Raw genomic sequence first — 25,871 nt, 5'->3', positions numbered from 1 at the left:
GGAGTGGAAAATAAAGAACAAGTCTCTACCTCTGAATATGCTAGTAAAACTACCAGCTATTTTTCTTCCAGAAAGTTGCAAGGGATATCAATTGTTGCATCTGTCCTGTTGCCCATGATTGCAGCATATATTGTTTTCTATACCGGACTTGGTATACCCAACAAAACTACTAATCAGGGAGAATTAATTCAACCTCCAATAAAAATTAATAATCTCAAAGTGTCTTATCAAGGTGAAGAAGAGATATTTCCATTAGATGCGTCTCCAAAATGGCGGTACCTGATTATTGGAGGCTCAAAGTGTAGCAATGAGTGTGAACAACTTCTGTATACCAGTCGTCAGGTGCATATACGCCTTGGCGAAAAAGCACACCGAGTGGAGCGGCTTCTAGTAACTGGTGCACCAATGTCTCTTGAAAAACAAGAATATTTTAGGGTTGAACATCCACGTCTGAAAATTCTGCAATTGAACGAGAATAGCATCCGAACATTACAGGAATTGGCAGCCCTTCAGAATGTAGATGAAGTCAAAGCGCTTCTCATTGACCAGGAAGGCTTCGCTATGATGGCTTATGACAACCATCATAGCGGCAATCAGTTGTTGAAAGATATTAAACGATTATTGAAGTACTCCTATGAGAAATAAAAAGGATCAGGGGATGGAGTCGACAACTAATAGGAATAGTAATGCACGTCCGAATTTTGGATTACGTTCAAAAGTGGCGTTAGCGGGCTGTATTTTGGCAGTAGTAGTGGTCGTTTTAGGTGCATTTACTAGATTGGTTGATGCTGGCTTAGGTTGCCCCGATTGGCCTGGTTGTTATGGACACCTCACTTGGCCAGATGAGGCTCATGAAATTCAGTCTGCCAATAAAGCCTTTCCAGATGCTCCTGTGGATGGCAGCAAAACCTGGCCAGAGATGGTTCACCGCTACTTTGCAGGGATACTTCTATTGGTGGTTGCTACTTTGACTTACTTGAGTTGGCGTAGCCCAAATAAACGCACGCTTAAGCAAACTAATTTGTTGATGGCTCTTATTGTTTTGCAAGCAATATTTGGGATGTGGACTGTAACGTTAAAACTCTGGCCGCAAGTGGTTACCGCTCACCTATTGGGAGGCATGGCCACATTGTCTATGTTATGGCTTTTGATAGAACGTATGAGAAAAACCCCCATTTATATTCCGGTGGATAAATACCGTGCTCTACAGAGGTTACGTCCGCTAGCGTTTTTGGCCGTTTTAGTTATCGTATTACAGATTGCTTTGGGTGGATGGACAAGCTCCAATTACGCAGCACTCGCATGTCCGGACTTTCCTACCTGCCATGGAGAGTGGTGGCCACAGGCTGACTTCCAAGAGGGATTTAATATTACTCAACAAATAGGGCCGAACTATTTGGGGGGGGCTTTGGAGAGTGATGCACGTACGGCTATCCATCTTAGTCATCGGATCGGCGCTCTACTGGTGACCTTGGTAGTGTTCACGTTGGCGATACTGAATTGGAGAGTAGGTCTACATCGTTGGGCACTGATTCTAAGTGGACTTCTTTTATTTCAGTTAGGTCTGGGTATAGCAAATGTCATTATGTTTTTACCTTTACCTATTGCAGTTGCACATAACGCGGGTGCGGCCTTACTACTGTTAGTCACTTTGACTTTTTATTATCGTATTCAGATTGTTCAACCATCGGGTATAGAAGATAGTGAAGCTCAAACTAATTTAGTATTACCAAGGTCTGCTCTGACTGGCGAACTTTAACAAGAATAGGTTCATATCAGGGAAGTTAGGGGATCAATAATATTATGACCATACAAACTGCTAAATTAAATTCAACAAACTGGCGTGACTACTACGAGCTGACTAAACCTCGAGTAGTTATGCTAATGATACTAACTTCAGTAATTGGTATGTTACTTGCGGTGCCGGGTATGGTGCCATTGCATACTTTGATATTGGGGAATATTGGGATTGCACTATGTGCTGGGAGTGCTGCAACAATTAATCATTTAGTTGATCGGTATATCGATACTAAAATGGCGCGCACCAGTAACAGACCAGTAGCGAAGGGGAGGGTTGAGCCACATAAGGCACTGGTTTTCTCCCTGGCACTTGGACTTCTTGGTATGGTTGTGCTTTTGGTTTTTATAAACGCTTTAACTGCCTGGCTCACACTCATATCGCTATTGGGTTATGCAGTTATTTATACTATGTTCCTTAAGCATGCCACTCCACAAAATATTGTAATTGGCGGCCTTGCCGGGGCTGCGCCGCCTTTACTTGGTTGGACGGCGGTTACTGGTGAAATCCATGGCCATGCCTTGTTGCTTGTGCTGATAATTTTTGCCTGGACCCCACCACATTTCTGGGCGTTGGCAGTACATAGGAAGGATGATTATGCCAGAGCTAATGTTCCTATGCTTCCTGTTACCCATGGTGTGCCATATACCAATTTGCATATTTTGCTGTATACATTCATCTTATTCGCAGTAAGTCTTTTACCCTTTGCCACTGCTATGCTGGGTTGGCTTTACCTCTTGGGTGCGATTGTACTTGGCTTGGGATTTATTTATTGGAGCCTGGTAATGTTGCGTGGCAGAGATCCCAATGCAGGCATAGAGACATTTAGGTATTCCATTATTTATTTGATGGCACTTTTTGGCATTATGTTGCTAGATCACTACTTAATAGCGGTGTAAGAATATGAATCATAGTGGATTAAATAATAATGATATGCTAACTGAGCAACGTCAGAAACGTGGTATTCGTGTCACAATTGCTATTTTACTGTTATTCATAGTAGCAGTATTAGTCGGCTTTGTTCATAAGTTGAGCCAGCCACGAGTAATAACAGATTCCGAATTGCGATTAAATGGTGCGGTAAAACTTCAGAAGGCAAGGATATTAGATAATTTTCAGTTGGTTTCAGATACTGGAGAAGTATTTCATACCGATAGCCTAAAAGGCCAATGGACTTTAGTTTTTTTTGGTTTCACACACTGCCCAGATATTTGTCCTACCACATTATCCACTTTAAATAGTTTTTATCAGCTCCTTGACGGTAATACCCGGAGTAATACCGAAATAATTCTGGTCACTGTTGATCCGGCCAGGGATAATCCAAAAATTTTACATGATTATGTACGTTATTTTAACAAAGAGTTCCATGGAATTACTGGGGATTTTTTTGAAATAAAGCGTTTTGCCAGCCAACTCAATGTTCCTTTCAACAAAGTAATGCTGGATGAGGGCGGTTATACGGTTGATCATGGTTCTCAGGTGGTGTTAATAAACCCCCTTGGCCATTATCATGCTTTTTTTAAGGCACCTTTGGATCCTGCTAAATTAAAATTAACTTATCGCTCAATTCGGGCGACATTTAACGGATGATTTTCAGTTACATTCATTATATTTAAAGAGGGGGAGGATCGCTTTCCAAACGGTGAGCTGAAGATGCGAAATAGTATTTCTGAGACTAGAAATTTATTAGATAGAGAAGATATTCCCTGGGGAGCACCAGCTCTTTTATCTCTGTGTGTAATTCCTTTTGGTTGGGCGGGTCTGCTAGCACCAGTTATCTGGTTTGTATTGATAGGGTTGGAAGTAAGTAAAGGTTGGCGGCGCTTTACCCTATATTTTATTGCGGTGATTTCTATGCTAGTGGCTGCTTCTAATATCATTCCTGGCAGTAATCGCTTACACGTCTTGCCACCTTATTCAGATAGTAGTGGAAATCTCATATATGCTGGTTTTAATGGCGGTAAAGCAATTGTTTCAATTGCAATACTCGCTTTTATGTTACGATTACGTCAGACGATAAGAATTTCTGATCTCCGCTATCTACTCTTGGCTATTATTCCTGTAATTACAGGTATGTTCCTTTATGGTCCATCGATAAAATTATCTTGGGTAATTTTTTTTGCCGCGCTTATTAACTTAATTATTGTTTGTGTTAGTGAGGAAGGTTTTTTCCGTTGGATATTACAGAGAGGACTGGAGGAGGGGCTGGGCCGCTTACGATGGATTTCCGTTCCTATTATTGCAACTCTGTTTGTTCTACTACACACTGGCTGGTCGGCCAATTCTGCTGCTGTTTTGTTATTGGGGATCGCCTCATTATGCTATGCCATACTGTGGTATATGTTTAGAAACTTTTGGATCTGTGTGTTGGCACATTGGGGGGTTAATTTCCTCCATATGCTAACTCTTCCTTATCCGTTGCCTGGCTAATTGATGAATAACAAGCCTTTTAAAACTGATAAATTATCCTGTAAAAAATTGATTAGTCTGGGTGATAATTGAATTCTGGAATTTATTTTATGAAAAAGTGTTCTCTTCTTCTGATAATACTGTTGACTGCTTGTAGTAACGAAACAAATGTTGACTTGCAGACTCGGGCACGAAAACTGGTTCAAGAAAATATTTTGATTGATGGTCACATTGATGTTCCTTATCGTTTATCTAAGGAAAATGTGGATGTTGGGTTATCGACTACAGGAGGCGATTTTGACTTTCCAAGAGCGAAAAGTGGAGGTTTAAATGCGCCCTTTATGTCGATTTATATCCCGGCAGAAAAAGAGAAAGATGGTAGCGCTAGAGCGTATGCGGATCAGTTAATAGATAATGTTGAAGAACTGGTGGGCAAACACCCTGATAAATTTGCTATTCCTATGTCCTTGAATCAATTGAATAGACAGGTAGCACAGGGCAAGCTCTCCTTCCCTCTAGGAATGGAAAATGGTGCTGCTATTGATGGTAGTATCGAAAACCTCCGGCATTTCTATAATCGAGGGGTGAGATATATCACTCTGACTCACTCAAAGAGTAATCATATCTCTGATTCCTCCTACGATAAAGAGCGCCCTTGGCAGGGGCTAAGTGATTTTGGTAAGCAATTAGTTCAGGAAATGAATGTACTGGGTGTCATGGTTGATGTATCTCATATTTCTGATCAGGCTTTCTGGCAGGTACTGGAGATTTCCCAAGTTCCTGTAATAGCTTCTCATTCATCAGCGAGGCACTTTACGCCTGATTTTGAGCGCAATATGAGTGATGAAATGATCAAGGCCCTCGCCAAAAAGGATGGCGTAATAATGATTAATTTTGGTTCAACGTTTATCAGCGCCAAGTCCAGAACATCTTATGCTGAAATTAATTCGGCGGTCGATAATTTTATAAAGGAGAGAAACTTAGCAAAAGAAAATACTGAGGTGAAAAAATATACAGAAAAATTACAAAAAGCTAAATTCATTTACGCAGATCTAAATGATGTCCTTGATCACTTTGATCATATTCGAGATTTAGTAGGTGTTGATCACATAGGAATCGGTTCTGATTTTGACGGCGTTGGAGATAGTTTACCCGTCGGCTTGAAAGACGTATCTGAATATCCTAATTTGGTTCTTGGTCTGTTGAAACGTGGTTATAGCAATGACGATATTAGAAAGATTCTTGGGGGTAATTTATTACGTGTTTGGCAGAGGAATGAAGATTTTTCTGCCATGCAGAAGATTTGAGTGCCTGTTGAAGCCTCATTATTAAACTATGCTGTCACTAGTTTATTCTCTCAGATGTCATAGCGGATAGTAAATCTGTTGAAGAAAAAGGCCGACACCGTTAGTCGTTCTAAGAAATTCCGATTGATAATTGGTTGGATCGGATTGTTGGTAGCTATGCCATTTTTCTTCTGGGCTTTGTTTGGCCTTTTGGGAATGGTTCCTTCAATACTTCAAGTTTTTGGAATAACAGGGATGCGAATACCTGCAAGCATTACAATAATCGGTTTGTTAATGGCGGCTGTTGGATTTTGGGATTATGACTAGCGTAAAGGGGAAATAAAGTGCTAAAAATGTCTGATCTTTTTATCATGTTGGCAGTTTTCATATCTTTTTTCCTGTCGGGGTTCTTATGGTTCAATGGATATAAAGAACAAGGAATTTTTACTGCCTTGTGGGTGCCGAGTATTTTAGGGTTTGGTATCTACTTTAAAGTGTCTGCACTACTAGCGCGCCGAGGCTAAATGTGTCTGATTCATTTATTTTAATAATTGGAATTGGCGTTTTTATTTGCCTGTTGATTGGTGTTACTTTAACTGTATATGAGTTTCATAAAGCGGGCTCAGAGTTGGTGAAAAAAAAGTCTAACGAGAATTAAGCTATAGAATTGTAAGAACTGAGTATTGTTGCGCTAGTTGATTGTTGAAAATAAAAAAGGGGAAGCTTCAAGCTTCCCCTTTTTTATTGGATCAGTGGTTACTTTTTATTTAAAAGGTGTAAGTCATCTTGCCGTAGATAAAGCGACCACGAGGATCGTGTTGAGATTCAACATAACCATACAGGTCAGTGTTTCCGTCGCCAATCGCAAATGGTGGTTCTTCATCGAATACATTGTCGGCACCCAAGCTCAGAATCATATTTTCAAAACCGGTAAAGCGTGCCTGTAGATTCATGGTCATAAATGAATCTACGGTGCGTGAGCTGTTGGTGTCATAGTCAAGGGTGCCATCGAAATCAATATCTGGCGTATCCTCAAACTCACCAATGTAACTCAGACCAGCACTGAAGCCGAAAGTATCAAAGGTCCAGTCAGCAGTAGCATTCCATCGATGCTGTGGATACTCGTATTCTCCAGCTAAATCCCTGGTGAGGAAGGCGCTGCCCTCAGAGTTCAGTTCTACTCTTTCAAACTCTGCCAGGTAGGAATAGTCCAGGCGAAGTCCTAAATCACCGCCTGCCAACTCGAGCCCACTATAAACTACGCTTAGATCTACGCCCGATACCTCTTGTTCGCCGATATTAGTGAAGCCGCTGCGAATAGATTGTAGAGCTCCCAAAGACTGACCGGCTACCGGTGTATCCCGACGGCAGATAGTGCTGCTTTGGTCATTACAGTACTTGTTGTAAAGGTAGCCAAAAGGTACTTCATCAATCTTTCCTTCTTGGGTGATATTCCAGTAATCCAGCGATAGCTGTAGGCCTTCGAGGGGCTGGAAAACACCACCGATATTGAAGGATTCTGATTCCTCAGCATCCAAGTCAGGATTTCCGGAATAAATAATGGTGTAGTCGGTCTGGTTGCAATATGTATCGTTAACCTCACATCCATAGGTGTCGATGAAGAATAGAGACTCTTGTGAATCTCCAAGACCAACCTGCGCCAGTGATGGAGCACGGAACCCGGTACCCCAGGACGCGCGAAGGGATAGCATATCGTTGGCTGTCCACAGGAGGTTGGCCATGGGATTGGTGGTGCTGCCGAAATCGCTATAGTCGTCGTAGCGGCCAGCCAGGCTCAACTCAAAATTGGCTGGCAGTGGAATGGCAAACTCAACATAGGCCGAGGTGATATCCCGGCTGGCTTTGGCGGAAACTGATTCTGTACCAAAGATCAGGCCACGCTGGAACTGGTCGTCGGGGATATCTGAGGCTTTTTCCTCACGGTACTCAAGGCCTGCTGCCATGGCGATAGTCCCGTTACTGGTATCAAACAAGTCGCCATTAATGGAGAGGTCGTAAGCGGTAAGATCAGACTTGCCCTGGCGAACCAAACTGGTGGTAATCGCATCAATCACTGAATCGGGGTTTTGGACCCCACCAAAGGGGTTGTAACGCCCGGCATTGATTTCTTGCTGGAGCAGGTCGGTGCGCACCCAGCCCTGGGAACGGTCCCCGGTTTGGGTCGATTCGCTGCGTGAACGCTGTACAGAGGCTTCCCAGTCCCATTCAGCAATACTACCGCGCAGGCCGAAAACACCGCGCAAGTTGTCTGTCTCGATATCCCATTGGCGCGCACCGGCATCCACGGTGCGGTAGCGGAAGATGTCCACATCCTCACCGAAAGGATTGTTGGGGTGATCGGCAGGTACATAGAGGCCTGCATCACCATCCAAGGGCGTTGGGGCTCCTTGGGCTACAGAAGTATTGTGTTGAACAGCGATTTCGCTGAAGAATTCGATATTCTCATTGAGGTCTGTATGGCCCAGCATTAATAGGCCTGTTCGCTCGGCCTCCGGGGTAATTAAGGTCCAGGGGCCGTAGTCATATACACAAACCTCGCCAGTATCGCGATCCTCCGGGCAATTGGGATCAGGCAGAATGGTCCCATTGCCCAGGGTAAAGCTGCCTGGGTAACCGCGGGAAGAGCGAAAATCCATACCGCCACGTCCAGACTGATTCGCTGTATCCAGGCCGCTGCGCTCTGTACTCGCCAGGCGGCTGTTTTTGTGGTGATCCAATATAACGGTGAAATTGGAGTTTTCCCCATTGATGCCCCAAACTGCGGAGAAAGACTGCTCGTCATATCCATCTGCACTGCCATAATCCATGGATACTTCAGTGCCTTCAAAGTCCTTGCGCAGTACCAGGTTGACCACACCGGCTACCGCATCAGAGCCGTAAATAGCCGAGGCGCCATCCTTCAAGACTTCCACACGCTCAACCGCAGCCAGGGGAATACTGTTGATATCCACGAAGTTAGTGGTAATGCTTTCGGCGAAAGCGCTGATAGCGACTCGCCTGCCGTTGACCAGTACCAGGGTGGCGTCGGCGCCCATACCGCGCAAACTAACTGCCGCTGCGCCATTGGCGGTAGAGTCCTGGTTGTTGCCGCGGGTGGAAAAGGTGCCGTTACCAGCTGCGGGGTTTTTCTCAAACAGCTGCTGCAGGTTGGTGTAACCAGACCTCTCGATGCTTTCGCGATCCATTACCTGGACCGGAGTGGCATTTTCAAATTCTGAATTGCGACTGATACGGGAGCCAACAACAGTGACTTCCTCTATAGCACCTTCCTCTGCAGCAAGGAGGGTTTGCGGGGTTGTTGTTGCGGCCGCAGCCAAGATGGCGCTGGCCAATACGTTGCGACGGAGAGTGAATTTTTCCATGTTTTTGCTCAACCTTTTTATTGTCATAGTCCGTGACTGGCCCAAAGTGGCTGGTCGTCGGGCAACACTAGCAATGGCGATAAATTGAAACAATTGGCTGGAGGCGGGGCTCAGGCTTATTGGGGAAATAGGTGATATGAGTCACCTTAAATAGATCATATGTGCGCCAAAATACGACAAGTGGCATTTATCGATTGATTTATACAGTGAATATTATTTTGGCGTTACTTGCTTCTGGATAGGCGTATCTGGCAGACGAGAAAAAATATTGCAGCAGCCAGGACGATAGAGGGGCCGGCGGGCGTATTCCACAAAATTGAAGCCATCAGGCCAAGTATGACGGCAAGGCAGCCGATCAGAGAGGCTAGCAGTGCCATCTGTTCCGGTGTATGGGAAAGTTTTCTGGCGGCTGCTGCGGGAATAATCAGTAATGCAGTGATTAGCAAAACACCGACTACTTTCATGGCAATAGCGATCAGTAGTGCCAGCATCAGCATCAGAGTCATGCGTACCCTTTCCACCGGTACGCCTTCGACGGAAGCCAGCTCTTCGTGCAGGGTAAAAGCCAGAAGTTTTTCCCACAGGAAGTAGAGCAGCGTCAGAATTCCCACCACCGTGATGCACATAAGTAGCAGGTCCTGACCGCCGACAGCGAGAAGGTCGCCAAGTAAAAGGGAGAGTAAGTCCACTTTTATTTTGAACAGGCTTACTGTCACTATGCCAAGGGCCAGCATTGAATGGGATAGAATGCCGAGCAGGGTATCCACTGCCAATTTCTGTCTGCGCTGTAGATACATCAATAATATTGCCAATAGACAGCAAGTGGCGCCTACAGCCAGCGTCGGCATGATATGCAGGATAAAGCCTAGAGTGACGCCGAGTAGAGCGGAGTGAGCCAGAGTGTCACCAAAGTAGGCCATGCGTCGCCATACGGCGAAGCACCCCAGGGGGCCACTTACTACAGCGACTAGCAGGCCGGCACCGAGGGCGAACCAAAGAAATTGACTGTGCAGTAATTCGCCGAATTCCACCACTTATTTTTGCTCTCTTTTTTTGCCGCTGGAGGCTGTATCGGAGTGGTCGTGGGTGCAGTCCCCTACAATCGCTATATCACCGCCTAATTTGTGCTGGTGGTTATGTTGATGGGTGTAGGGAGCCACCTTGTCACCAAAGAGTTCCAGGTATGCGGGATCCCGGCTCACCTGCTCCGGATGACCATGGCAGCAGATATGCTGGTTTAGGCAGAGCACTCTGTCTGTAGCGGCCATTACCAGATGTAGGTCATGTGAAACCAGTAGTACCCCGCAACCGAGCTCGTCGCGGAGAGTGGCGATCAGCTGATACAGCTCGCTCTGTCCACTCACGTCTACTCCCTGAGTGGGCTCATCCAACACTAGTAATTGCGGTTTGCGGGATGCGGCGCGGGCGAGGAGGACTCGCTGCATCTCGCCGCCGGAAAGGTTGGCCAGGTTGGCTTTGAGTAATAGCCCCGCTCCCACTCTATCCAGTGCTTCTTGCGCCTGAAGAGGGGTCATACTGGCTTGGCCCAGCAGCAAAAAGCGCTCGACGGACATTGGCATGGAGCTGTCGATATGCAACCGCTGGGGCATATAGCCAATGCGCAGCCCCTTTTTGCGCCAGATGTTGCCACTGGTTGGCTTAGTAAGGCCAAGTAGTAACCGCAATAATGTGGTCTTGCCGGCACCGTTCGGGCCGATCAGGGTGACAATTTCTCCCTGATCTAGCTCCAGGGAAACGTCCCTAAGCAACTGCCGGCCGGCAAGTTGTAAAGCTATGCTGTCGGCGGTAATTAGTGGCGCTGAAGAACTCAGGTTGTTATCTCCGGAGTTGGCGGGGAAAACCATATTATGTTTGTAGGCCCTTGGGTGCTTGGTTGCCAGATGCACCGAAGGGTAATCGGGCTGGCGGCTTAAGGCCGCTTGTGATTATATCGCAGTTTTGTGTCGTTAAATGTCTCCCATGTCTCTCTCTGTACGTACTTTGTTTTCTTCTGCGCTGATTGTGCTGATTTTATGCCTATTCGCTTGTGGTAAACCTCAACCTGTCGATAGGACGGAGCTGGTTGTGAGTGTGCGTCCTTTGGCATTGATTGCTCGCGAAATCGCTGGTGAGGAGACACCGGTGCGGATACTGATTCAGGGGAGTGATCCACATCATTACGCCCCTAGTGTGTCTGAGCGCGCCCTTCTGGAGCGCTCGCTACTCCTGGTATGGTTGGGGCCGCAGATGGAAGCTGTTCTCGCGAAGCAGGCGACCTTCTTGCCTGAACAAAGGCAGTTGCAACTGCTTGGCGCGGCCGACTATGAGTTCCAGGGTGCGAGTGCCACTGACCCACATGTCTGGCTGCGCCCACGTAATGCGGCGATTGCTGCGGCCCAGATAGCAGAGCGCCTGGCCGAGCTGCAGCCTCAGCGGGCCGAGATCTACCGGGCGCGGGCGCGGGATTTTTCCAAGTCTATGGCCAGCCTGCAAAAGGTGTTAGATCGGGCACTGTGGGGTTACCGCGATGTGCCGGTAGTGGTGACCCACGATGCCTATGGGCATTTCTTCGGCTCTGCCGGGGTACAAACCCATGCCCTCAGTGATAGCAGTGGCGTCAGTCACGGTGTTCGGGCAATGCTTGATCTATCCGCGGTAGAGAAGGGCTGCCTATTTGGCGGGATACCGGAGAATGATCGCGACAGACAGTTGGCCCTGCATTTGGGCCTGGAGTATGCGGCTCTGGATCCTCTAGGGGAGAAATTAGCCGCCGGCGCCAGCTATCAAGACCTGATCGAGTCCCTGTTAATTCAGGCTCGTGCTTGTCTAAGCCAGATTCCTGATAATACAACCAAGCTGGGCGAAGTACCGGGTTGATGTTCAGGAGGCTTGTGGAGTTTGGAGAAGGTGCCCGGCAATAATCTTGCCGGGCATGAAAGAGGTCGGTGGTGGTTAACCAGCATTGGTGGTATCACTTTTCAATTGCTGTAATTTCTCGGCGCGCACCGCTTCGCGTTCAGCTTGCTCGCGCAGTTTTTCCAGTTGGCGCATCTGGCGTTTTAGTAAGGCTTTTTCTTGTTCCCTTGTAGCCTGCTCCAGCATCAACTCGTGCCCCTGCGTGTGTGGAAATACCGCTGTGGCAGAATTTGCCTTTTGGGTCTTCTCCGTTTCACAGGCTGAAACCGCACCAGCCGGTGTGGCCAGAGAGTGGGCGGCAAGTATAAGAGCGGCGTACATCACTCCTCTCATAGTTAGAATCCTTCCTTTAAACATCTGATGGGTATCGTTTTCCGGAAAATAAAAGGTCCCGCGCCGCCTGCAGGCAGCCAGTTGCCAGAAGTTCCCGGGGAGATAGCGAATGGTTAAGTCGCTACCCGCAAGACTAGTAGAGACTGGAAATATGGTGAGGTTGCTGCGCCGATAGTTATCGACCTTACGTCGAGGCGAGTTGGCTTTGATGCAATGTGGGGTACAGAGGCGGCAATTGCCTGTGAAGGATCTCGATAGGCGGAAAAACTATGTGAAGGGCGTTATCCTATCAGCCTGCCATTCGCGCCAAGCGCCCTAATAAGCAAGCAAGATTCCCATAATTTATGAGTAAACAAGATACCCACGCCGCCCCTCTGATCCTGGTGGATGGCTCGTCCTACCTTTACCGCGCTTTTCATGCCCTGCCGCCACTGGCTACCACCCAGGGTAAACCCACCGGGGCAGTGCGTGGTGTGATCAGCATGCTGCGCCGCCATTTGAAGGAGCATCCGGATAGCCCTGTAGTGGTGGTATTTGATGCCAAGGGCAAGACTTTTCGCGATGAGATGTTTGCTGAGTACAAGTCCCATCGCCCGCCTATGCCCGACGATCTGCGTGAGCAGATTCAGCCGATCCACGACATCATCGACGCCATGGGACTGCCGCGCCTGGTAGTTGATGGTGTTGAGGCGGATGACGTAATCGGTACCCTGGCTTTGGAAGCCCAGCGCAAAGGTCAGGAAGTCATTATCTCCACCGGTGATAAAGATATGGCGCAACTCGTGCGCCCCGGCGTCACCCTGGTCAATACCATGTCCAACACTGAAATGGATAGTGATGGTGTTGTAAAAAAATTTGGGGTTGGGCCTGAGCTGATTATCGACTTCCTCGCCCTGATGGGAGATAAGTCCGACAACATACCCGGTGTTCCCGGAGTAGGTGAGAAAACTGCACTGGCATTGTTACAGAATCTAGGCGGAATCAAGGATATTTACGCCAATCTGGATGCTATTGCGCCTCTAGGTTTTCGCGGTGCCAAGACCCTCGGCAAGAAAATGGCGGAGCATCGCGAGGCGGCAGAGCTTTCCTACAAGCTTGCGACCATCAAAACCGATGTAGAAATGCCTTACCATCCACAGGACCTGCACAATGCTGAGCCTAATACAGAGGCATTGATAGAACTGTTTACACAAAATGAATTTCGCGGCTGGTTGGAGGAGCTGACCAGTGAGGAAGCCGATGAAGCTATGGCTGAGGCTGTTGAGCGGGATTACGTTACAGTGACGGATATGGCGGAATTTGATGCTTGGCTGCAGCAGCTAAAAGACTCAGATATGTTCGCCTTTGATACCGAAACCACGAGCCTTAACTATATGCAGGCAAAACTGGTGGGGGTGTCTTTTGCCGTTCAACCACACCGCGCCGCGTACGTTCCCCTGGCCCATGACTATATGGGGGCACCTGAGCAGTTACCCTTTGAAGAGGTTTTGCAAAAACTAAAGCCCCTGCTGGAGGATGCCAGGCAGAAAAAAGTGGGTCAGAATCTCAAGTACGATAGTCATATTCTGGCCAATTACGGCATAGAGCTCCGCGGCATCACACGGGATACCATGTTGGAATCCTATGTGCTTGATAGTACCGGCAGTCGCCATGATATGGACAGCTTGGCGCTCAAGTACCTTGGTGAGCATACGGTGCACTTTGAGGATATTGCAGGAAAAGGTGTAAAGCAGCTCACTTTCAACCAGATTGAGCTGGATAAGGCTGGCCCCTATGCGGCTGAAGACGCGGATATCACCCTACGGTTACACAATGAGTTGGATTCACGGTTGAGGCGGGAGCCAACTCTGATAAAGGTGCTCGATGAGATCGAGATGCCACTGTTGCCGGTACTCTCGCGTATGGAACGTAGTGGTGCCTATATTGATGCGAAGATGCTCGCGGAGCAGAGCGCGGAGCTTGAGCAGAAAATGCGAGAGCTGGAGCAACAGGCCTACGATGTAGCAGGTGAGGAATTTAACCTGGGCTCCACCAAGCAGCTTGGCGCCATCTTATTTGAGAAACTTCAGATTCCGGTAATTAAAAAGACCCCTAAAGGAGCACCTTCTACGGCAGAGGCGGTGCTGCAGGAGCTGGCTCATAACCATGAGCTGCCGGCCCTGATCATGCAGTACCGAGGTTTGGCAAAGTTGAAAAATACCTATACCGATAAACTGCCAAAAATGATCGACCCCAGCAGCGGACGCGTGCATACCTCTTATCACCAGGCGGTGGCGGCCACAGGTCGGCTGTCTTCCAGTGATCCCAATTTGCAGAATATTCCTATTCGCACTGAGGAAGGACGTCGAATTCGTCGAGCTTTTACTGCCGACCCCCGAATTAATGGTGGCAGCGAAATTATCGCGGCGGATTATTCACAGATTGAGCTTCGTATCATGGCGCATTTGTCTGGCGACAGGGGGCTTCTGGATGCCTTTGCCCAGGGAGCGGATATCCACCGCGCCACCGCAGCCGAGGTCTTTGAAGTGGCTTTGGGCGAGGTGAGCGACGAACAGCGCCGCCGGGCCAAAGCGATCAACTTTGGTTTGATCTATGGCATGTCCGCTTTTGGCCTGGCAAAGCAATTGGATATTCCGCGCGGCGATGCACAGACTTATATCGATCGTTATTTCGAACGCTACCCGGGTGTGTTGCGCTATATGGAGGAAACACGTGCCCAGGCTGCAGAAAAAGGCTATGTCGAGACGCTGTTTGGTCGCCGGCTGTATCTTCCGGAAATTAATTCGCGCAATGGTATGCAGCGCCAAGCCGCTGAGCGTACAGCGATCAATGCGCCCATGCAGGGTACCGCCGCTGACATTATCAAGCGCGCTATGATCGCCGTTGATGCCTGGCTCACTGAAGAAGAGCTGTCTAGTAAGCTGATTATGCAGGTGCACGATGAACTAGTGCTTGAGGTACCCAAAGGGGAGATAGAGACAGTGGCCAATGGTTTAGTGGAACTGATGCAGGGTGCCGCCCAATTGCATGTGCCGTTAATTGTCGATGTCGGCCGTGGCAAAAGCTGGGATGAGGCCCACTGATTTTGCCTTAAAAGCACTTTGGCGCCACAAGATGGATATACCATCGTGACTTTTGTCACCTTGGCGGTTACACAGGTGCTTGTTTGAAGAAAATAGCGCCAATCTTCGTGTTTTGATCGGCGTTTTTACTTTCTTTGCATAAATTCGTGGAACTGTTCCGGCGACAGACTTTCTAAAAAGGCAAGATTGTTGGAATGCGTCATCATCCCCCAAGGAAGTCAGATGTTTGCCCCGGAACTCCCCCAAGTCCGGGGCATTTTTTTGCCCTAAGACTTCTAACTCCCACAACCTAAACTGTTAATGGTTTAAGCCATTTGGCTCCAATTGGCAGAGCTTCTGGCGTTCTGCTGGTCTAGTCTGAGCACAACAGAGAATTTATTCATTCTGGTTTTTCTTCAGGCTTCTTTATCCCAGGGACACTATCGTGCCTGGCCAATTGTCTGTTGGAGGCAGTGGATGCAGAGCCAAGCCATAGCGCTGGCGACAGAAGACATAACTTTGAACGCCTCGCTCACGCTGCCACAGGGGGCGCGGGCACTGATAGTGTTTGCTCACGGCAGCGGCAGCAACAGGGCCAGTCCGCGCAATCTGACTGTTGCCAGTAGACTGAATGATGCTGGTTTTGCCACATTGTTGTTTGACTTATTGAGTGTCGAAGAGAGTCGCGCCGATGCTTCTACTTGCGAGTACCGCTTTGATATCGACCTGAGCGCAAGGCGCCTTGTGGAAGTTCTGGACTGGTCGGCCCATGAGGAGAGCACTGAGCACCTGAGAGTTGGTTTGTTCGGTGCCAGTACAGGTGCCGCCGTAGCCCTGGTGGCTGCCGCTGAGCGGCCGTCCCTGGTAGGCGCAGTGGTCTCGCGCGGTGGTCGGCCGGATCTTGCTGGCTCTGATCTGCCGCTGGTGAAAGCGCCGACGCTGTTGCTGGTCGGAGGGGATGACAAGCAGGTATTGGAGATGAACAAAGAGGCCCTGACGCATATGGTAAATGGTCCTCGGTTACAGATTATTCCCCATGCGGGTCACCTGTTTGAGGAGCCCGGCGCCATGGATGAGGTAGTGCATCTTACTAGCCGCTGGTTTCGCACGAACCTGTTATGAGCCGTTTGAAACTTTTCAGTCTGGATGCCGGTGCCGATTTTGGCGGGCGAGTGGCGGCAGCCCTTGGAGAGCCACTGGCTCGACATGAAGAGCGCTATTTTGCTGATGGAGAGCACAAAGTGCGCCCCCTTGATGATGTGGAGGGGGCAGACGTATTCCTGGTGCAATCCTTATATGTCGACCCTCATAGCAGTGTGGATGAAAAATTGTTGCGCAGCTTGTTTTTCATTGGAGCTTTGCGGGATGCCGGTGCAATGCGGATAACCGCGGTGATGCCTTACCTGTGTTATGGACGCAAAGATCGGCGCACCAACCTGCGCGACCCACTGCCTACCCGCTATCTCGCCAGCTTATTGGAGGCGGTGGGTGCGCACACAGTAGTGACATTGGATGCCCATAATCTTTCCTCCTTTGAAAATGCTTTCCGCTGTCGCACAGTACATTTATTGGCCGAATCTCTACTGTTGGATTTCGCCGTACCGCGCCTGGCGAATGAAACGCGGCCATTGGTTGTGCTGTCTCCGGATGAGGGTGGCATAAAGCGGGCGGAAAAATTGCGCAAGGCACTGGGTGAGCGATTACAGCGTCCGATTGGTAGGGTGTTTGTCGAGAAGTACCGGCGTGGAGAGCAGCTGACTGGTGGCACATTGGTCGGTAAAGTTGCCGGGGCTGCGGTCGTTATCGTAGATGACTTGATTGCCAGTGGCGCTACGCTCTGCTGTGCCGCAGGTGCTGCGCAGAGAGCAGGAGCGGAACGGTTATTGGCGCTGGCCAGTCACGGCCAATTTAGTGGTGATGCTCGAAATGAATTGGCGCGCCTCCCCTTGGAGTGTCTGGCTGTCACTAATTCTTTGCCTCAGGTGAACTTGCCCAAGAATTGTGAATTGGTGGATTGTGCCCCCCTGGTGGCCGAAGCAATCCGCCGCCTGCATACCGCCGGCCCGGTGAGTGAGCTAACTATTTGAGGGCGCGTGGGAGTTGAGAATAACGCCACAATTGTTACTGGCGCCTGCTTCGTTGATCTGGTTGCGTTGGTTTCAACGGATAGCTGGCAGTTTACATTTATTTACGCAAGCCCTGGGAACAAATGGGGGTGGTGATGTATCAGAAAGTACAGATCATTGTTGCTCCCTAACCCCAAAGCGTTCAGCTTTTTAACCCCGGACTTCCCCAACTCCGGGGTTTTTTTTTGTCCCAGAAGATTTTTTCTTACGAGAGTTACCCTCCGTAAGTCTCCTTTTCATTGCGTGAATGGAATCTATTTCCTGAATTTATTTCTCTGTGAGCATAGTATTTACAGTTCTTCGATGATACCGGTTGGTGGCTGGGAATGTTTCTGGCACCAGCCTAGCCTTCAAGTAGGTTAAGGATGTGTTATCAAGGAACCCTCAGGCGTATCCGTCCCCCTGGATACGTCTGGAAGTGCCCCACCCCAAGGGCACTGACCCCTAGCCGGCAGCCCCCATCTGCCGGCTTTTTTTATTCGGTGTAGCCCCCTCGCAGATTTGCAGAAAAACCTTCCTGACTTACTTGCAAATGATAATGGTTCGCATTAATGTTAATTGAGTTCTAACAGGGGGGTTACCGTGAATTTACGTTACCTATGTGCAAATCACCGTCAATGGTTGTTCGATAACAGGGATCGTGCAGAAAAGGCGTGGTTAGACTGGATGGAGCGCGGCAGGCTCCTTATAGAAGATGGACATCACTCGGAGGCTATTCCTTATCTGGGGTGTGCTTTTGATGTTGCCGGTATGTTGCTGGCACGCCAGTGGCCCAGCTATGCCGTTTCTGCGCAGCGCTTTAGCGAGAGCGCGGCCAGCCTGATGGAAGCTTACCGGGAGCAGGGCGATGAAAAATTACACCACTACATCCTCGCGGGAGCCAGTTCAGTACTCGCCCGCCAGCTGGGAGAGCGCGATAAAAATAAGGTTGCCGCTGAATGCATTAGTGCCCTCTACCCAGATGGCTCAGGAGAATTCATGTCAGCAGTCCCCAGAGGCAAAGCCGCAACTGGAGCCGAAACGAGTTGGCGCCTGCACTGAGGAACAGTCTCCCGCTGGGGAGCCTTCGGATTTGCTCACAGTTGCTATTCGCGAGGAGACTCTTGTTGAGTTATTGGCACAGCGGTACCTCTCTGCTGAAGAGCTATTCTGTCCAACGCCCAGGGCGCATCAACGGTTGCGCAAGGTCTTATTACGTGCCCTGATGCCAGTTGCGAAGCGCGGTTAGGCCCAGTGGGGTTAAATAGATCTGGCGGCCTTTGAGTCCCCGACCTCTCTGGTCGCCACCTTATTGATATCTACTGTACAGGTCTTGAGCGGTGGGAAAGGTATTGGTGGCAGTTTGGAGCCTGATCTGGGATTCGTCCCCCCGGTTGAGGCTCCTTCGGCAAGTGATACATTAGCCCCCTGCTGTATTTCCCTCTACTGGTGGGGCAAGCCATGCGTTTAATTTACGCTCCAGTTTGTCCAATCCAGCTTTCTTGGTGGAGGAAAAAGTCTGCACCGTTACACCACGGTCGAGGCCCTGCTGTTTGATGGCCTTTTCTACAGCAAAGCGGGCATTGTTAGCGGGGCCATTTTTTAGTTTGTCTGCCTTGGTGAGTAGGATATGCACAGGCAGACCGGCTTCAACGGCCCATGTGAGCATATGTATATCGAACTCTTTGAGAGGTTGGCGAATATCCATCAATAGCACCAGGCCTTTCAGGCAGGTGCGCTGCTCCAGGTATTCGGCCAGGTGGCGTTGCCATTCGTCCTTCATGGCGCGGGCTACTTTGGCGTAGCCGTATCCCGGCAGGTCCACCAGGCGCTGTTGCTCAGAAAGGCTGAAGAAGTTGATCAGCTGGGTGCGACCAGGGGTTTTAGAGGTGCGTGCTAATTTGTTATTGCCGGTAAGGGCGTTTATGGCGCTGGATTTGCCCGCATTGGAGCGGCCGGCGAACGCTACCTCCGCACCTGAGTCCTCTGGACACTCAGTCAGGGTGGGGGCACTGGTAAGAAATCGTATAGTACGATAGTTCAGTTTTTGCGGTTGGGCTTCAAATTCGGTAATTGACATCGTTTAAGTCTGCTGATTCGGTACACTCGCTTGGCGCGCAAGTATATAATGCCGCGGTTTTCGCGTCGCAGGACTATTGGGGGCGACACGAAACGCCATATCTCAGCGCGCAACGGGACGACGTATGAACAGCATTATCAAGAACACTGCTCTGGCACTCGGTTTGGTTATCGGCCTGGGGGCCGTACCCTTTGCAATGGCCTCGGGCGATGCTGCTGCGGGCAAGGCGAAAGCCGCCCAGTGCGCCGCTTGTCACGGTACTGATGGCAACAGCCTGGCCCCGGCCTTCCCAAAAATTGCCGGCCTCGGCGAAAAATATCTCTATAAGCAGCTCAAGGACATCCAGGACAAAACCCGCGATGTGCCGCAGATGATTGGCCAGCTGGATAACTTCAATGACCAGGATCTGCAGGATATTGCCGCTTACTTCGCTTCCCAGCCCATGCAACTCTCCGGTTCCGAGGCGATCGCCATTAAATTAAACAGTGGAGACAGTGTTGACGGCCTGGCGTTCGGGCGCAAGCTGTACCGAGCCGGCAATATGGAGACCGGGGTGCCCGCATGTATGGGTTGTCACTCTCCCACTGGATTGGGCAATGCGCCCGCTGGTTACCCGCGTCTGTCCGGTCAGTATCCCGAGTACATTGAGGCTCAACTTAAAGCTTTCCGCGCTGGTACCCGCGATAATGATGGCGATACCCGCACCATGCGTACCGTAGCCAAGCAGCTCTCTGATGCAGAGATTAAGGCTGTGGCCAACTACATTGCTGGTCTGACAGAGTAAATCACCCAGTCACAGTAACGAGAGGCCGGTCACACACCGGCCTTTTTTGTACCCGAAGCTCGCTTAAAGGCCGGGGAATTGGGTAAAGTATTGCAGCTTTTACGGCGTTTCCTTGCGAGTGGCAACGGGAACTTAAATAATCTGCGTTGTCTATTGTGTCCTCTGTGGTCCGCCAGCCAGTCGCAAGCCGGTATTCGAATCACGAATGTACAAGTTGGAGAAGACTTATTATGAGAGCAGTTCTCGCCCCAATAACGATGGTAGTGGCTGTATTGTTCAGTCTGGTGGCCTGTGCCCAGGAAAGCGGCGAGTTTAAGGCTGGCCAGCACTATCAGGTACTACCACAGGCGGTTGCACAAAAGAGCAATAACAAAATCGAAGTTACTGAAATGTTCTGGTACGGCTGTGCTCACTGCTACCATTTCGAACCTACTCTGGATCGCTGGAAAAAGAATATGCCCAGTGATGTTGCTCTGCTTAAGTTGCCCGCCATTTGGCAGCCTGTGATGGATGTGCACGCGCGCCTGTTCTACGTGGCTGATGCTATGGGTGTTCTGGAGAAAATGCATACTCCGCTGTTCAATACTATCTACAACCAGCGCCAGATGCTGGCTACCCGCGAGGGACGTAATTGGAAGCCGGACCTGCAGGCAATTGAAGCCTTGTTTAACAAGCACGGTGCTGACGGTGCCAAGGCTGCCAAGCTGATGAACTCCTTCGCCATCAACAGCAAGGTTAAGCAAGGTATGGCCAATCAGCGTGCCTACAAAATGACAGGTACTCCAGAAGTGGTTGTAGCCGGAAAGTATCGTATCAGTTCCTCATTGCCAGGCTATAAGGGCAAGAGCAACTCCCAGGAAGTGATGCTGCAGGTGGCGGATTACCTAATCGCTAAGGAACGCGCAGATCGCGGTTGACATTCCTGTTGAGACAAACCCCGCCTTGAGCGGGGTTTTTTATATCCGGCGTTCCTGTAGGACCAATCTTTAGACCAAACTTGTGCCTATGCGGCGCCCTTTGGCTGCAATGCCCACCGGGAAGTACCCATGAGATACAAATGGATCTGGCTCTGCCTTTGCTTCCTGGCCCTGTCCCCTGAAATTCTGTTGGCACAGCTTGCCCCAGAGAACGACAGGCTGGCTGCGCGAGCCAGCAACCTCCTCTCCTATATCGCAGTGGACTACGGCGACGCTGTGGATGGTGGCAAGTTGCTCGACACCGGGCTCTACCAATTGCAGCAACAACATGTCACTCAGGCTCTGCAGTTGGTGCTGCAGCTACCAGATCGGCCTGGCCGTAACTCTCTAGAAAAGGGAATCACCGAATTAGGTAAGGCTATAGAGCGCAGGGAGAGTGGGAAAACGGTGAGGCGGCGCGCCAATGAACTGGCCGACCGATTGGCGGCTCTTTACCAAATGCAAAGGTCACCGGCCCACACACTGCCGGCAGCGAGCCTTGCTATGCCTCTCTATCAAGACCGTTGTGCCAGCTGTCACGGTGGCCAGGGTGAGGGTGGAGTGAGCGGGCCGGGTTTTCTCGAAGCATCCCGAATAGGCAATTTCAGTCTCTATGACCTCTATAACACTTTGGACCCCACGGTTGATGAGATTCATGGACTTGATATTGATGGCAGTCTGACTGTCTGGCAGCGTTGGGCACTGGCAGTGACCGTGGCTGCTTTTTCAGTTCAAGGTCAGTTGCCTCCGGCTGCAGATATCGCTGAGCGTTACCCAGCCCTGGTGGGCTTGCCCGGTCTGGCGGTCACACGCCCGGTAGAATTGCCAGCTGATGCACAGAAGGCTTTGATGTGGTGGCGTGCCCACCCTCACTTAGTGCGCGCGCTGGAGCCCCCATTGGCCAGGGCTGATGGCCTGCTGCAACTGGCGCTCACGGATTATCGCAGTGGAGATAAAGCCGGTGCCTACCACAAGCTGATGCTCGCCTATCGCGAAGGTTATCTCCCTCTGCGGTCACAAATTGAAGTTCGGGACCAAGTACTAATGAGCCAACTACAGTCGCGATGGCAGCTGCTTCGCAGTCAAGTATTAACAGGTGCGCCGAATACTAAGGTAATTGCCTCCTTCCAAGACCTGCGGGCCATGCTGGCTTCGGCACAGACCCGAATCGAACCAGCAGTGGACAGAGGCTATAAATTCTTTGGAGCTTTGCTGCTCTTTATCGTGGCCCTGGTGTTGGGATTAACTCTGTGGTGGGGGCTGCGGCGGAAAAAGCTGTCTAAACTTTAAGGAGGTTTGTGCGCCAGAACAGAGGTCGTTAGCTGAGGAAGTCCCAATGGCAAGATCCTTCGTTGCATCACTGGTTCTTTTTAGTAGTCTAACGGCCCAGGCCGCGGAGCCACTGGACGCCTTCCCGGTGGAAGTGGAGGGAAAGCAGCGCCATGTTATTCAGCTGCCAAAAGTAGTGGATGAAAGCCGTTTTATGGTGGAACTGGTGCCAGGAAAGAGTGAAGTCGCAGATTGTAACCTGCAAAGCTTCTCTGCACCGCTGGAGCGCCAGTTATTACCGGGCTGGGGCTATCCCTACTATGTTTTGTCTGAACTGAAGGCAACACCTGATACACAAAAGGTATGTGCGCCGGGGTCTGAGTCGAGGCGCTTTATTCGCGTGCGGGCTGAAGGCCTTATACTGCCTTACAGAAGTAGCCTGCCGCTGGTGGTGTACATGCCACAAGGTGTACAGCTCAAGTATCGCGTGTGGCGGGCGGATAAAAATATGTCTGATGCGCGCACCCGGTAAAGACCGCTCTCCTTCTCTTGATCAAACCTATTTATTCCATGCGCCTTTCTGGCGTCTCATTTAATATTTTTAATGCTTCTAATGCCACTGTGGGATTTTGCGTCTAGCCTTACTAAGCAAAGGATGTGAAAAGGAGCGCCTAAGCAACTTTTCACGCCGGTCGCCAAGGCTGTAACCGGACAGGAAAATTGGTGGCAACTTGGCCGCCGTTCGCAGAAACTCCACCTCGCGGTAGCTTCCGCGGGCTGACACAGTAGAGTAGCGCATGAAGTATTTGCGTCTTTCCCTATCGAATCGTGTCCTGGTTTCCCTCTTTCAGACTTATGCCGTCGTCTTGGTGCTTTTTCTGCTGTTGCCACTAGCAGCTGCAGCGGAGTCAGCGCAACAGAAATGGGCTGGCAACTGGCTGGTGGTTAGCGAGGGTGATGACCAATTGGTTTGGCAGCTGAACGCCGATGGTTCTGGCTATGCCTATGGCTTTAACTCTGGTGGACGCCTGACCCATGGATTCGCAATCAACTGGCAGCTCGATGGTGATCGAGTGCGGGTTCGCACCGGCGCTTCGGTTCACTGTAAGGGCGGTGTGGTGTCAGTGGCATTTCGGGGTTGGAGTAAATCCACGCTGCTATTCGCAGTGATTGATGGTCGACACTGGCTGCAGGCGGGAGGTGGCTTACTGAGCTTCCAGCGTCGACTCAGCAGCTGGCGTACACCGAAAGCGGGTAGCAATTGTCCGAATATTGCCAGCTGAGCGCTTTTCAATGTCATTTCAGGCTCGAAATGTCAAAGCCAGGAGTAATCCACTCAGGGAAGAATTTGCCAACCTCCGGAGAAGCTTCGTGATTCAGAGGTGCCTGACTGTCGCTCTGATATTTATGCTCACCTGTACCTCGGTATTTGCGAAAGAGGAAATTAATAAGAAAGAAAAAGAGAAAACGCGAGTCGATGGTTGGCATGCACAGTCTCGTCTTAATGCCAGTCAGTGGGTTGGCGCCTGGTTAATCTCCAGAGATGGTGAAGCCCGCCATGTCTGGAGTTTAAAACCAGATGGTACTGGTCGCTCTTATGCATTTCTACCGAATAAGAAAGGGAAAATGCAGTTTGCTTTTGGGTACGATATACATTGGTACTTTGACCCATTCACACAGATGGCAAATATCAAAACCGGCCGCAGGATTATTTGTCGTCGTGGAAAAATATATCCGTATTTCCTGACCCTGAAATCTTATGAAAGTGACTATGCAGTGCGGGGAAAGTTTGCTTGGCAGACTACCTGGACGGAAGTGAGTATCGGCCGCAATAGGCTGCATAAATCTCTGGTGGTTTTTGTTGCCCCCCTCTCTGCTTGGCACGACCCGGAACGGGATGCGCCTTGCCCGGAATTTCCTAGCCTGGATCTTGAGAAAGATATCGATTCAGCCTTGAAAAGCTGGGAGAGAGAGGAGTCCCCGGATTTAGAAGTGGATACTACTCCGGCTCAAGGTGAACCGGAATTTGAGGGGGAGGAATTAAAAGAAACTGCAAAAAAAGGCGTGAAGAAGCGCAAGCGAAATTAGAATAAAAATCTCCAAGCCTAAGGGGTGCTCCTAAACAGAACATGTTCAGAGCATCTGGTCATTTTTCCAAGAATTCATAGCTGGTGGCTTGTGGATACAAGGTAGCTATTGGTTATCAATCGCTGAAGGTCTTCAAAAAAATGGCATTAGGATATGAGTGCTGAAGTCTCCCTCGCCAAGATCTTGCGAAATATGTATCCAAAACTGCAGGAAGAAACTTTCGTTTTTTGTCAGGTGTCTGATACTCGTCTCGAGGAAATACTGGCGGAAAGCCTGTGTATCTTCCGCGAAGGGGAGGGCATGAGTGCAATAATGCCGTTACACCTGGCCCAACAATATGGCATCGCCTCTAGCGCACCATTTCGACAGATTACTTTACAGGTATTTTCTGGACTCAGTGCGGTGGGATTGACTGCAACTATCGCTGGGGAGTTGGCAGAAGCCGGTATCGTTGCCAATGTGGTGACTGCTTTGCGTCACGACCATATCTTTGTTCCGGAAGACAGCGCCGAACGCGCCCTGCAGCTATTGCGGGGTATAAGCAATCGGGTGCAGTACACCTGAGCGAAAGCCAGTGCGAATCAACTATCCACAAGCCCAACCCCACGGAGAGATTCGCCAGCTCTTGCCAGATCTGTTCTGCGTTCCGGGCACCGTAAAACTGGCTCCCGGTGTGACTATTAATCGTAATATGGCCATAGTGCGTTGGCGAGAAGATCTAACTTTGATAAACCCCGTACGTCTGCGTCCTCAACAGGAGGAAAAGTTGCGCGATCTCGGTAGCGTCCGCCATGCAGTCCGTCTCGGTTACCATCATGGCCAAGATGACCTCTATTACCGAGATCATTTCGACCTTACCTTTTGGCGGCAGGTTGGCTCTGATTTTTATCCCCCTGGTGCTGACCGGGTGATCAGGGAGAATGGAGAGTGCCCTATACCTGATGGACGTTTCCTGGAATTTTGCCACAGCCGTTTTCCAGAGGCAGTGCTTTGGTTGCCGTTTAATGGTGGTTTGCTGCTGAGCTGTGATGCCTTGCAGTATTGGGGTAGTTGGGGTGGTTGTAACTGGTTTGGCCGCAATCTCTTGCGCTTATCCGGTTTGCGTTGTGGAATGCAGATTCCACCTGCATGGCGCACGCGTATGACCCCGGATGGAGGTGACCCCAGTTATCATTTACAGGTCGACTTTCGGCGTTTGCTAGGCCTAAGTTTCCTACATCTATTGGCTGCCCACGGTGAATTTTGTCCTGATTGCGCCTATGAAAAGGTAGTTACCGCCGTGGAGCGGGCTTTCCCGGGGATTGATAAGGCAGCCTGAAAGTTATTCCGATACCAATTTTGGGTAAATAATCGCTAACGGTATTCTGCACGCAGTTACTGTCTATCGTGATAAGCTTGCGCC

26 protein-coding genes are annotated in these 25,871 nt (G+C 49.9%); 21 read left to right on the top strand and 5 right to left on the bottom strand.

What is annotated here, in order from left to right; translation table 11 throughout:
- Positions 1-3: 3 nt before the first annotated feature.
- The 7 genes from ABWV76_RS09305 to ABWV76_RS09275 all read left to right on the top strand — a co-directional run bounded on the left by ABWV76_RS09305 (position 4) and on the right by ABWV76_RS09275 (position 5,820).
- Positions 4-645, top strand: a complete 642-nt coding sequence (locus ABWV76_RS09305) for a redox-active disulfide-containing membrane protein (protein WP_020413831.1) — start codon at positions 4-6, stop codon at positions 643-645.
- A complete protein-coding gene (locus tag ABWV76_RS09300; protein ID WP_020413830.1) occupies positions 635-1,759 on the top strand; it encodes a COX15/CtaA family protein in 1,125 nt (374 codons plus the stop codon). The genes ABWV76_RS09305 and ABWV76_RS09300 overlap by 11 nt, the downstream gene beginning before the upstream one ends.
- Positions 1,760-1,803: 44 nt before the next feature.
- Positions 1,804-2,697, top strand: a complete 894-nt coding sequence (cyoE, locus tag ABWV76_RS09295) for a heme o synthase (protein ID WP_353375828.1) — start codon at positions 1,804-1,806, stop codon at positions 2,695-2,697.
- Positions 2,698-2,701: 4 nt separating this feature from the next.
- A complete protein-coding gene (locus ABWV76_RS09290) occupies positions 2,702-3,388 on the top strand; it encodes an SCO family protein (RefSeq protein ID WP_020413828.1) in 687 nt (228 codons plus the stop codon).
- A 63-nt stretch (positions 3,389-3,451) separates the two neighbouring features.
- Positions 3,452-4,228, top strand: a complete 777-nt coding sequence (locus ABWV76_RS09285; RefSeq protein WP_353375827.1) for a CPBP family intramembrane glutamic endopeptidase — start codon at positions 3,452-3,454, stop codon at positions 4,226-4,228.
- Positions 4,229-4,317: 89 nt separating this feature from the next.
- Positions 4,318-5,514 carry a dipeptidase gene (locus ABWV76_RS09280; RefSeq protein WP_353375826.1) on the top strand — a complete coding sequence of 399 codons (1,197 nt, stop codon included), beginning with the start codon at positions 4,318-4,320 and terminating at the stop codon, positions 5,512-5,514.
- 78 nt (positions 5,515-5,592) lie between these two features.
- A complete protein-coding gene (locus tag ABWV76_RS09275) occupies positions 5,593-5,820 on the top strand; it encodes a hypothetical protein (RefSeq protein WP_353375825.1) in 228 nt (75 codons plus the stop codon).
- A 440-nt stretch (positions 5,821-6,260) separates the two neighbouring features.
- Here the strand turns inward: ABWV76_RS09275 and ABWV76_RS09270 are convergent, their stop codons facing one another.
- From ABWV76_RS09270 to znuC, 3 genes are all read right to left on the bottom strand, one after another.
- Positions 6,261-8,876 (bottom strand): TonB-dependent receptor, encoded by a 2,616-nt coding sequence (locus ABWV76_RS09270; RefSeq protein WP_020413823.1) that lies wholly within the window; start codon positions 8,874-8,876, stop codon positions 6,261-6,263.
- A 224-nt stretch (positions 8,877-9,100) separates the two neighbouring features.
- Positions 9,101-9,910 carry an iron chelate uptake ABC transporter family permease subunit gene (locus ABWV76_RS09265; protein ID WP_282952003.1) on the bottom strand — a complete coding sequence of 270 codons (810 nt, stop codon included), beginning with the start codon at positions 9,908-9,910 and terminating at the stop codon, positions 9,101-9,103.
- A complete protein-coding gene (gene znuC, locus ABWV76_RS09260; RefSeq protein WP_020413821.1) occupies positions 9,911-10,741 on the bottom strand; it encodes a zinc ABC transporter ATP-binding protein ZnuC in 831 nt (276 codons plus the stop codon).
- A gap of 106 nt (positions 10,742-10,847) precedes the next feature.
- On the opposite strand from znuC, the gene ABWV76_RS09255 reads away from it, so the two are divergent.
- On the top strand, positions 10,848-11,753 hold the full coding sequence (locus ABWV76_RS09255; protein ID WP_282952001.1) for a metal ABC transporter substrate-binding protein: 906 nt from the start codon (positions 10,848-10,850) through the stop codon (positions 11,751-11,753).
- Positions 11,754-11,828: 75 nt separating this feature from the next.
- On the opposite strand, the gene ABWV76_RS09250 is transcribed toward ABWV76_RS09255, so the two are convergent.
- Positions 11,829-12,125 (bottom strand): hypothetical protein, encoded by a 297-nt coding sequence (locus ABWV76_RS09250; RefSeq protein ID WP_353375824.1) that lies wholly within the window; start codon positions 12,123-12,125, stop codon positions 11,829-11,831.
- A 344-nt stretch (positions 12,126-12,469) separates the two neighbouring features.
- On the opposite strand from ABWV76_RS09250, the gene polA reads away from it, so the two are divergent.
- The 5 genes from polA (at position 12,470) to ABWV76_RS09225 (ending at position 18,541) form a co-directional block, all read left to right on the top strand.
- A complete protein-coding gene (gene polA, locus ABWV76_RS09245; protein WP_353375823.1) occupies positions 12,470-15,208 on the top strand; it encodes a DNA polymerase I in 2,739 nt (912 codons plus the stop codon).
- A gap of 456 nt (positions 15,209-15,664) precedes the next feature.
- Complete coding sequence (locus ABWV76_RS09240; protein ID WP_282951998.1) at positions 15,665-16,309, top strand: dienelactone hydrolase family protein; 645 nt, start codon at positions 15,665-15,667, stop codon at positions 16,307-16,309.
- Complete coding sequence (locus ABWV76_RS09235) at positions 16,306-17,274, top strand: ribose-phosphate diphosphokinase (RefSeq protein ID WP_353375822.1); 969 nt, start codon at positions 16,306-16,308, stop codon at positions 17,272-17,274. Before ABWV76_RS09240 ends, ABWV76_RS09235 begins: the two co-directional genes overlap by 4 nt.
- Before the next feature lie 621 nt (positions 17,275-17,895).
- Complete coding sequence (locus ABWV76_RS09230) at positions 17,896-18,354, top strand: hypothetical protein (protein ID WP_020413815.1); 459 nt, start codon at positions 17,896-17,898, stop codon at positions 18,352-18,354.
- Positions 18,355-18,385: 31 nt separating this feature from the next.
- On the top strand, positions 18,386-18,541 hold the full coding sequence (locus ABWV76_RS09225) for a hypothetical protein (RefSeq protein ID WP_157533525.1): 156 nt from the start codon (positions 18,386-18,388) through the stop codon (positions 18,539-18,541).
- 171 nt (positions 18,542-18,712) lie between these two features.
- Here the strand turns inward: ABWV76_RS09225 and yihA are convergent, their stop codons facing one another.
- Positions 18,713-19,372, bottom strand: coding sequence for a ribosome biogenesis GTP-binding protein YihA/YsxC (gene yihA, locus ABWV76_RS09220; RefSeq protein ID WP_020413814.1), 660 nt, complete (start codon positions 19,370-19,372; stop codon positions 18,713-18,715).
- Between the two features lie 124 nt (positions 19,373-19,496).
- Here yihA and ABWV76_RS09215 point away from each other — a divergent pair, with 124 nt between their 5' ends.
- The 8 genes from ABWV76_RS09215 to ABWV76_RS09180 all read left to right on the top strand — a co-directional run bounded on the left by ABWV76_RS09215 (position 19,497) and on the right by ABWV76_RS09180 (position 25,787).
- Positions 19,497-20,156, top strand: coding sequence for a c-type cytochrome (locus ABWV76_RS09215; RefSeq protein ID WP_020413813.1), 660 nt, complete (start codon positions 19,497-19,499; stop codon positions 20,154-20,156).
- Between the two features lie 230 nt (positions 20,157-20,386).
- Entirely contained in the window at positions 20,387-21,073 is a 687-nt protein-coding gene (locus ABWV76_RS09210; RefSeq protein WP_020413812.1) for a thiol:disulfide interchange protein DsbA/DsbL, read from the top strand.
- A 129-nt stretch (positions 21,074-21,202) separates the two neighbouring features.
- Complete coding sequence (locus ABWV76_RS09205) at positions 21,203-22,402, top strand: hypothetical protein (protein ID WP_353375821.1); 1,200 nt, start codon at positions 21,203-21,205, stop codon at positions 22,400-22,402.
- A gap of 46 nt (positions 22,403-22,448) precedes the next feature.
- Positions 22,449-22,913: an ecotin family protein gene (locus ABWV76_RS09200; RefSeq protein WP_282951995.1), complete on the top strand. Its 465-nt coding sequence runs from the start codon at positions 22,449-22,451 to the stop codon at positions 22,911-22,913.
- Between the two features lie 265 nt (positions 22,914-23,178).
- The gene (locus ABWV76_RS09195) at positions 23,179-23,664 is read left to right on the top strand and encodes a hypothetical protein (RefSeq protein ID WP_353375820.1); all 486 of its coding nucleotides are present in this window, start codon (positions 23,179-23,181) and stop codon (positions 23,662-23,664) included.
- A gap of 88 nt (positions 23,665-23,752) precedes the next feature.
- Entirely contained in the window at positions 23,753-24,469 is a 717-nt protein-coding gene (locus ABWV76_RS09190; RefSeq protein WP_020413807.1) for a hypothetical protein, read from the top strand.
- 153 nt (positions 24,470-24,622) lie between these two features.
- On the top strand, positions 24,623-25,033 hold the full coding sequence (locus tag ABWV76_RS09185) for an ACT domain-containing protein (RefSeq protein ID WP_020413806.1): 411 nt from the start codon (positions 24,623-24,625) through the stop codon (positions 25,031-25,033).
- A gap of 10 nt (positions 25,034-25,043) precedes the next feature.
- Positions 25,044-25,787, top strand: a complete 744-nt coding sequence (locus tag ABWV76_RS09180; RefSeq protein ID WP_020413805.1) for a hypothetical protein — start codon at positions 25,044-25,046, stop codon at positions 25,785-25,787.
- Positions 25,788-25,871: the final 84 nt, after the last annotated feature.

The organism is Microbulbifer sp. NBRC 101763 (assembly GCF_040371615.1).
In the GTDB taxonomy this organism is placed as follows: Bacteria; Pseudomonadota; Gammaproteobacteria; order Pseudomonadales; family Cellvibrionaceae; genus Microbulbifer; species Microbulbifer variabilis.
Note: the sequence above shows the minus strand (reverse complement) of the source record. Positions and strands in the feature narration are given on the sequence as shown.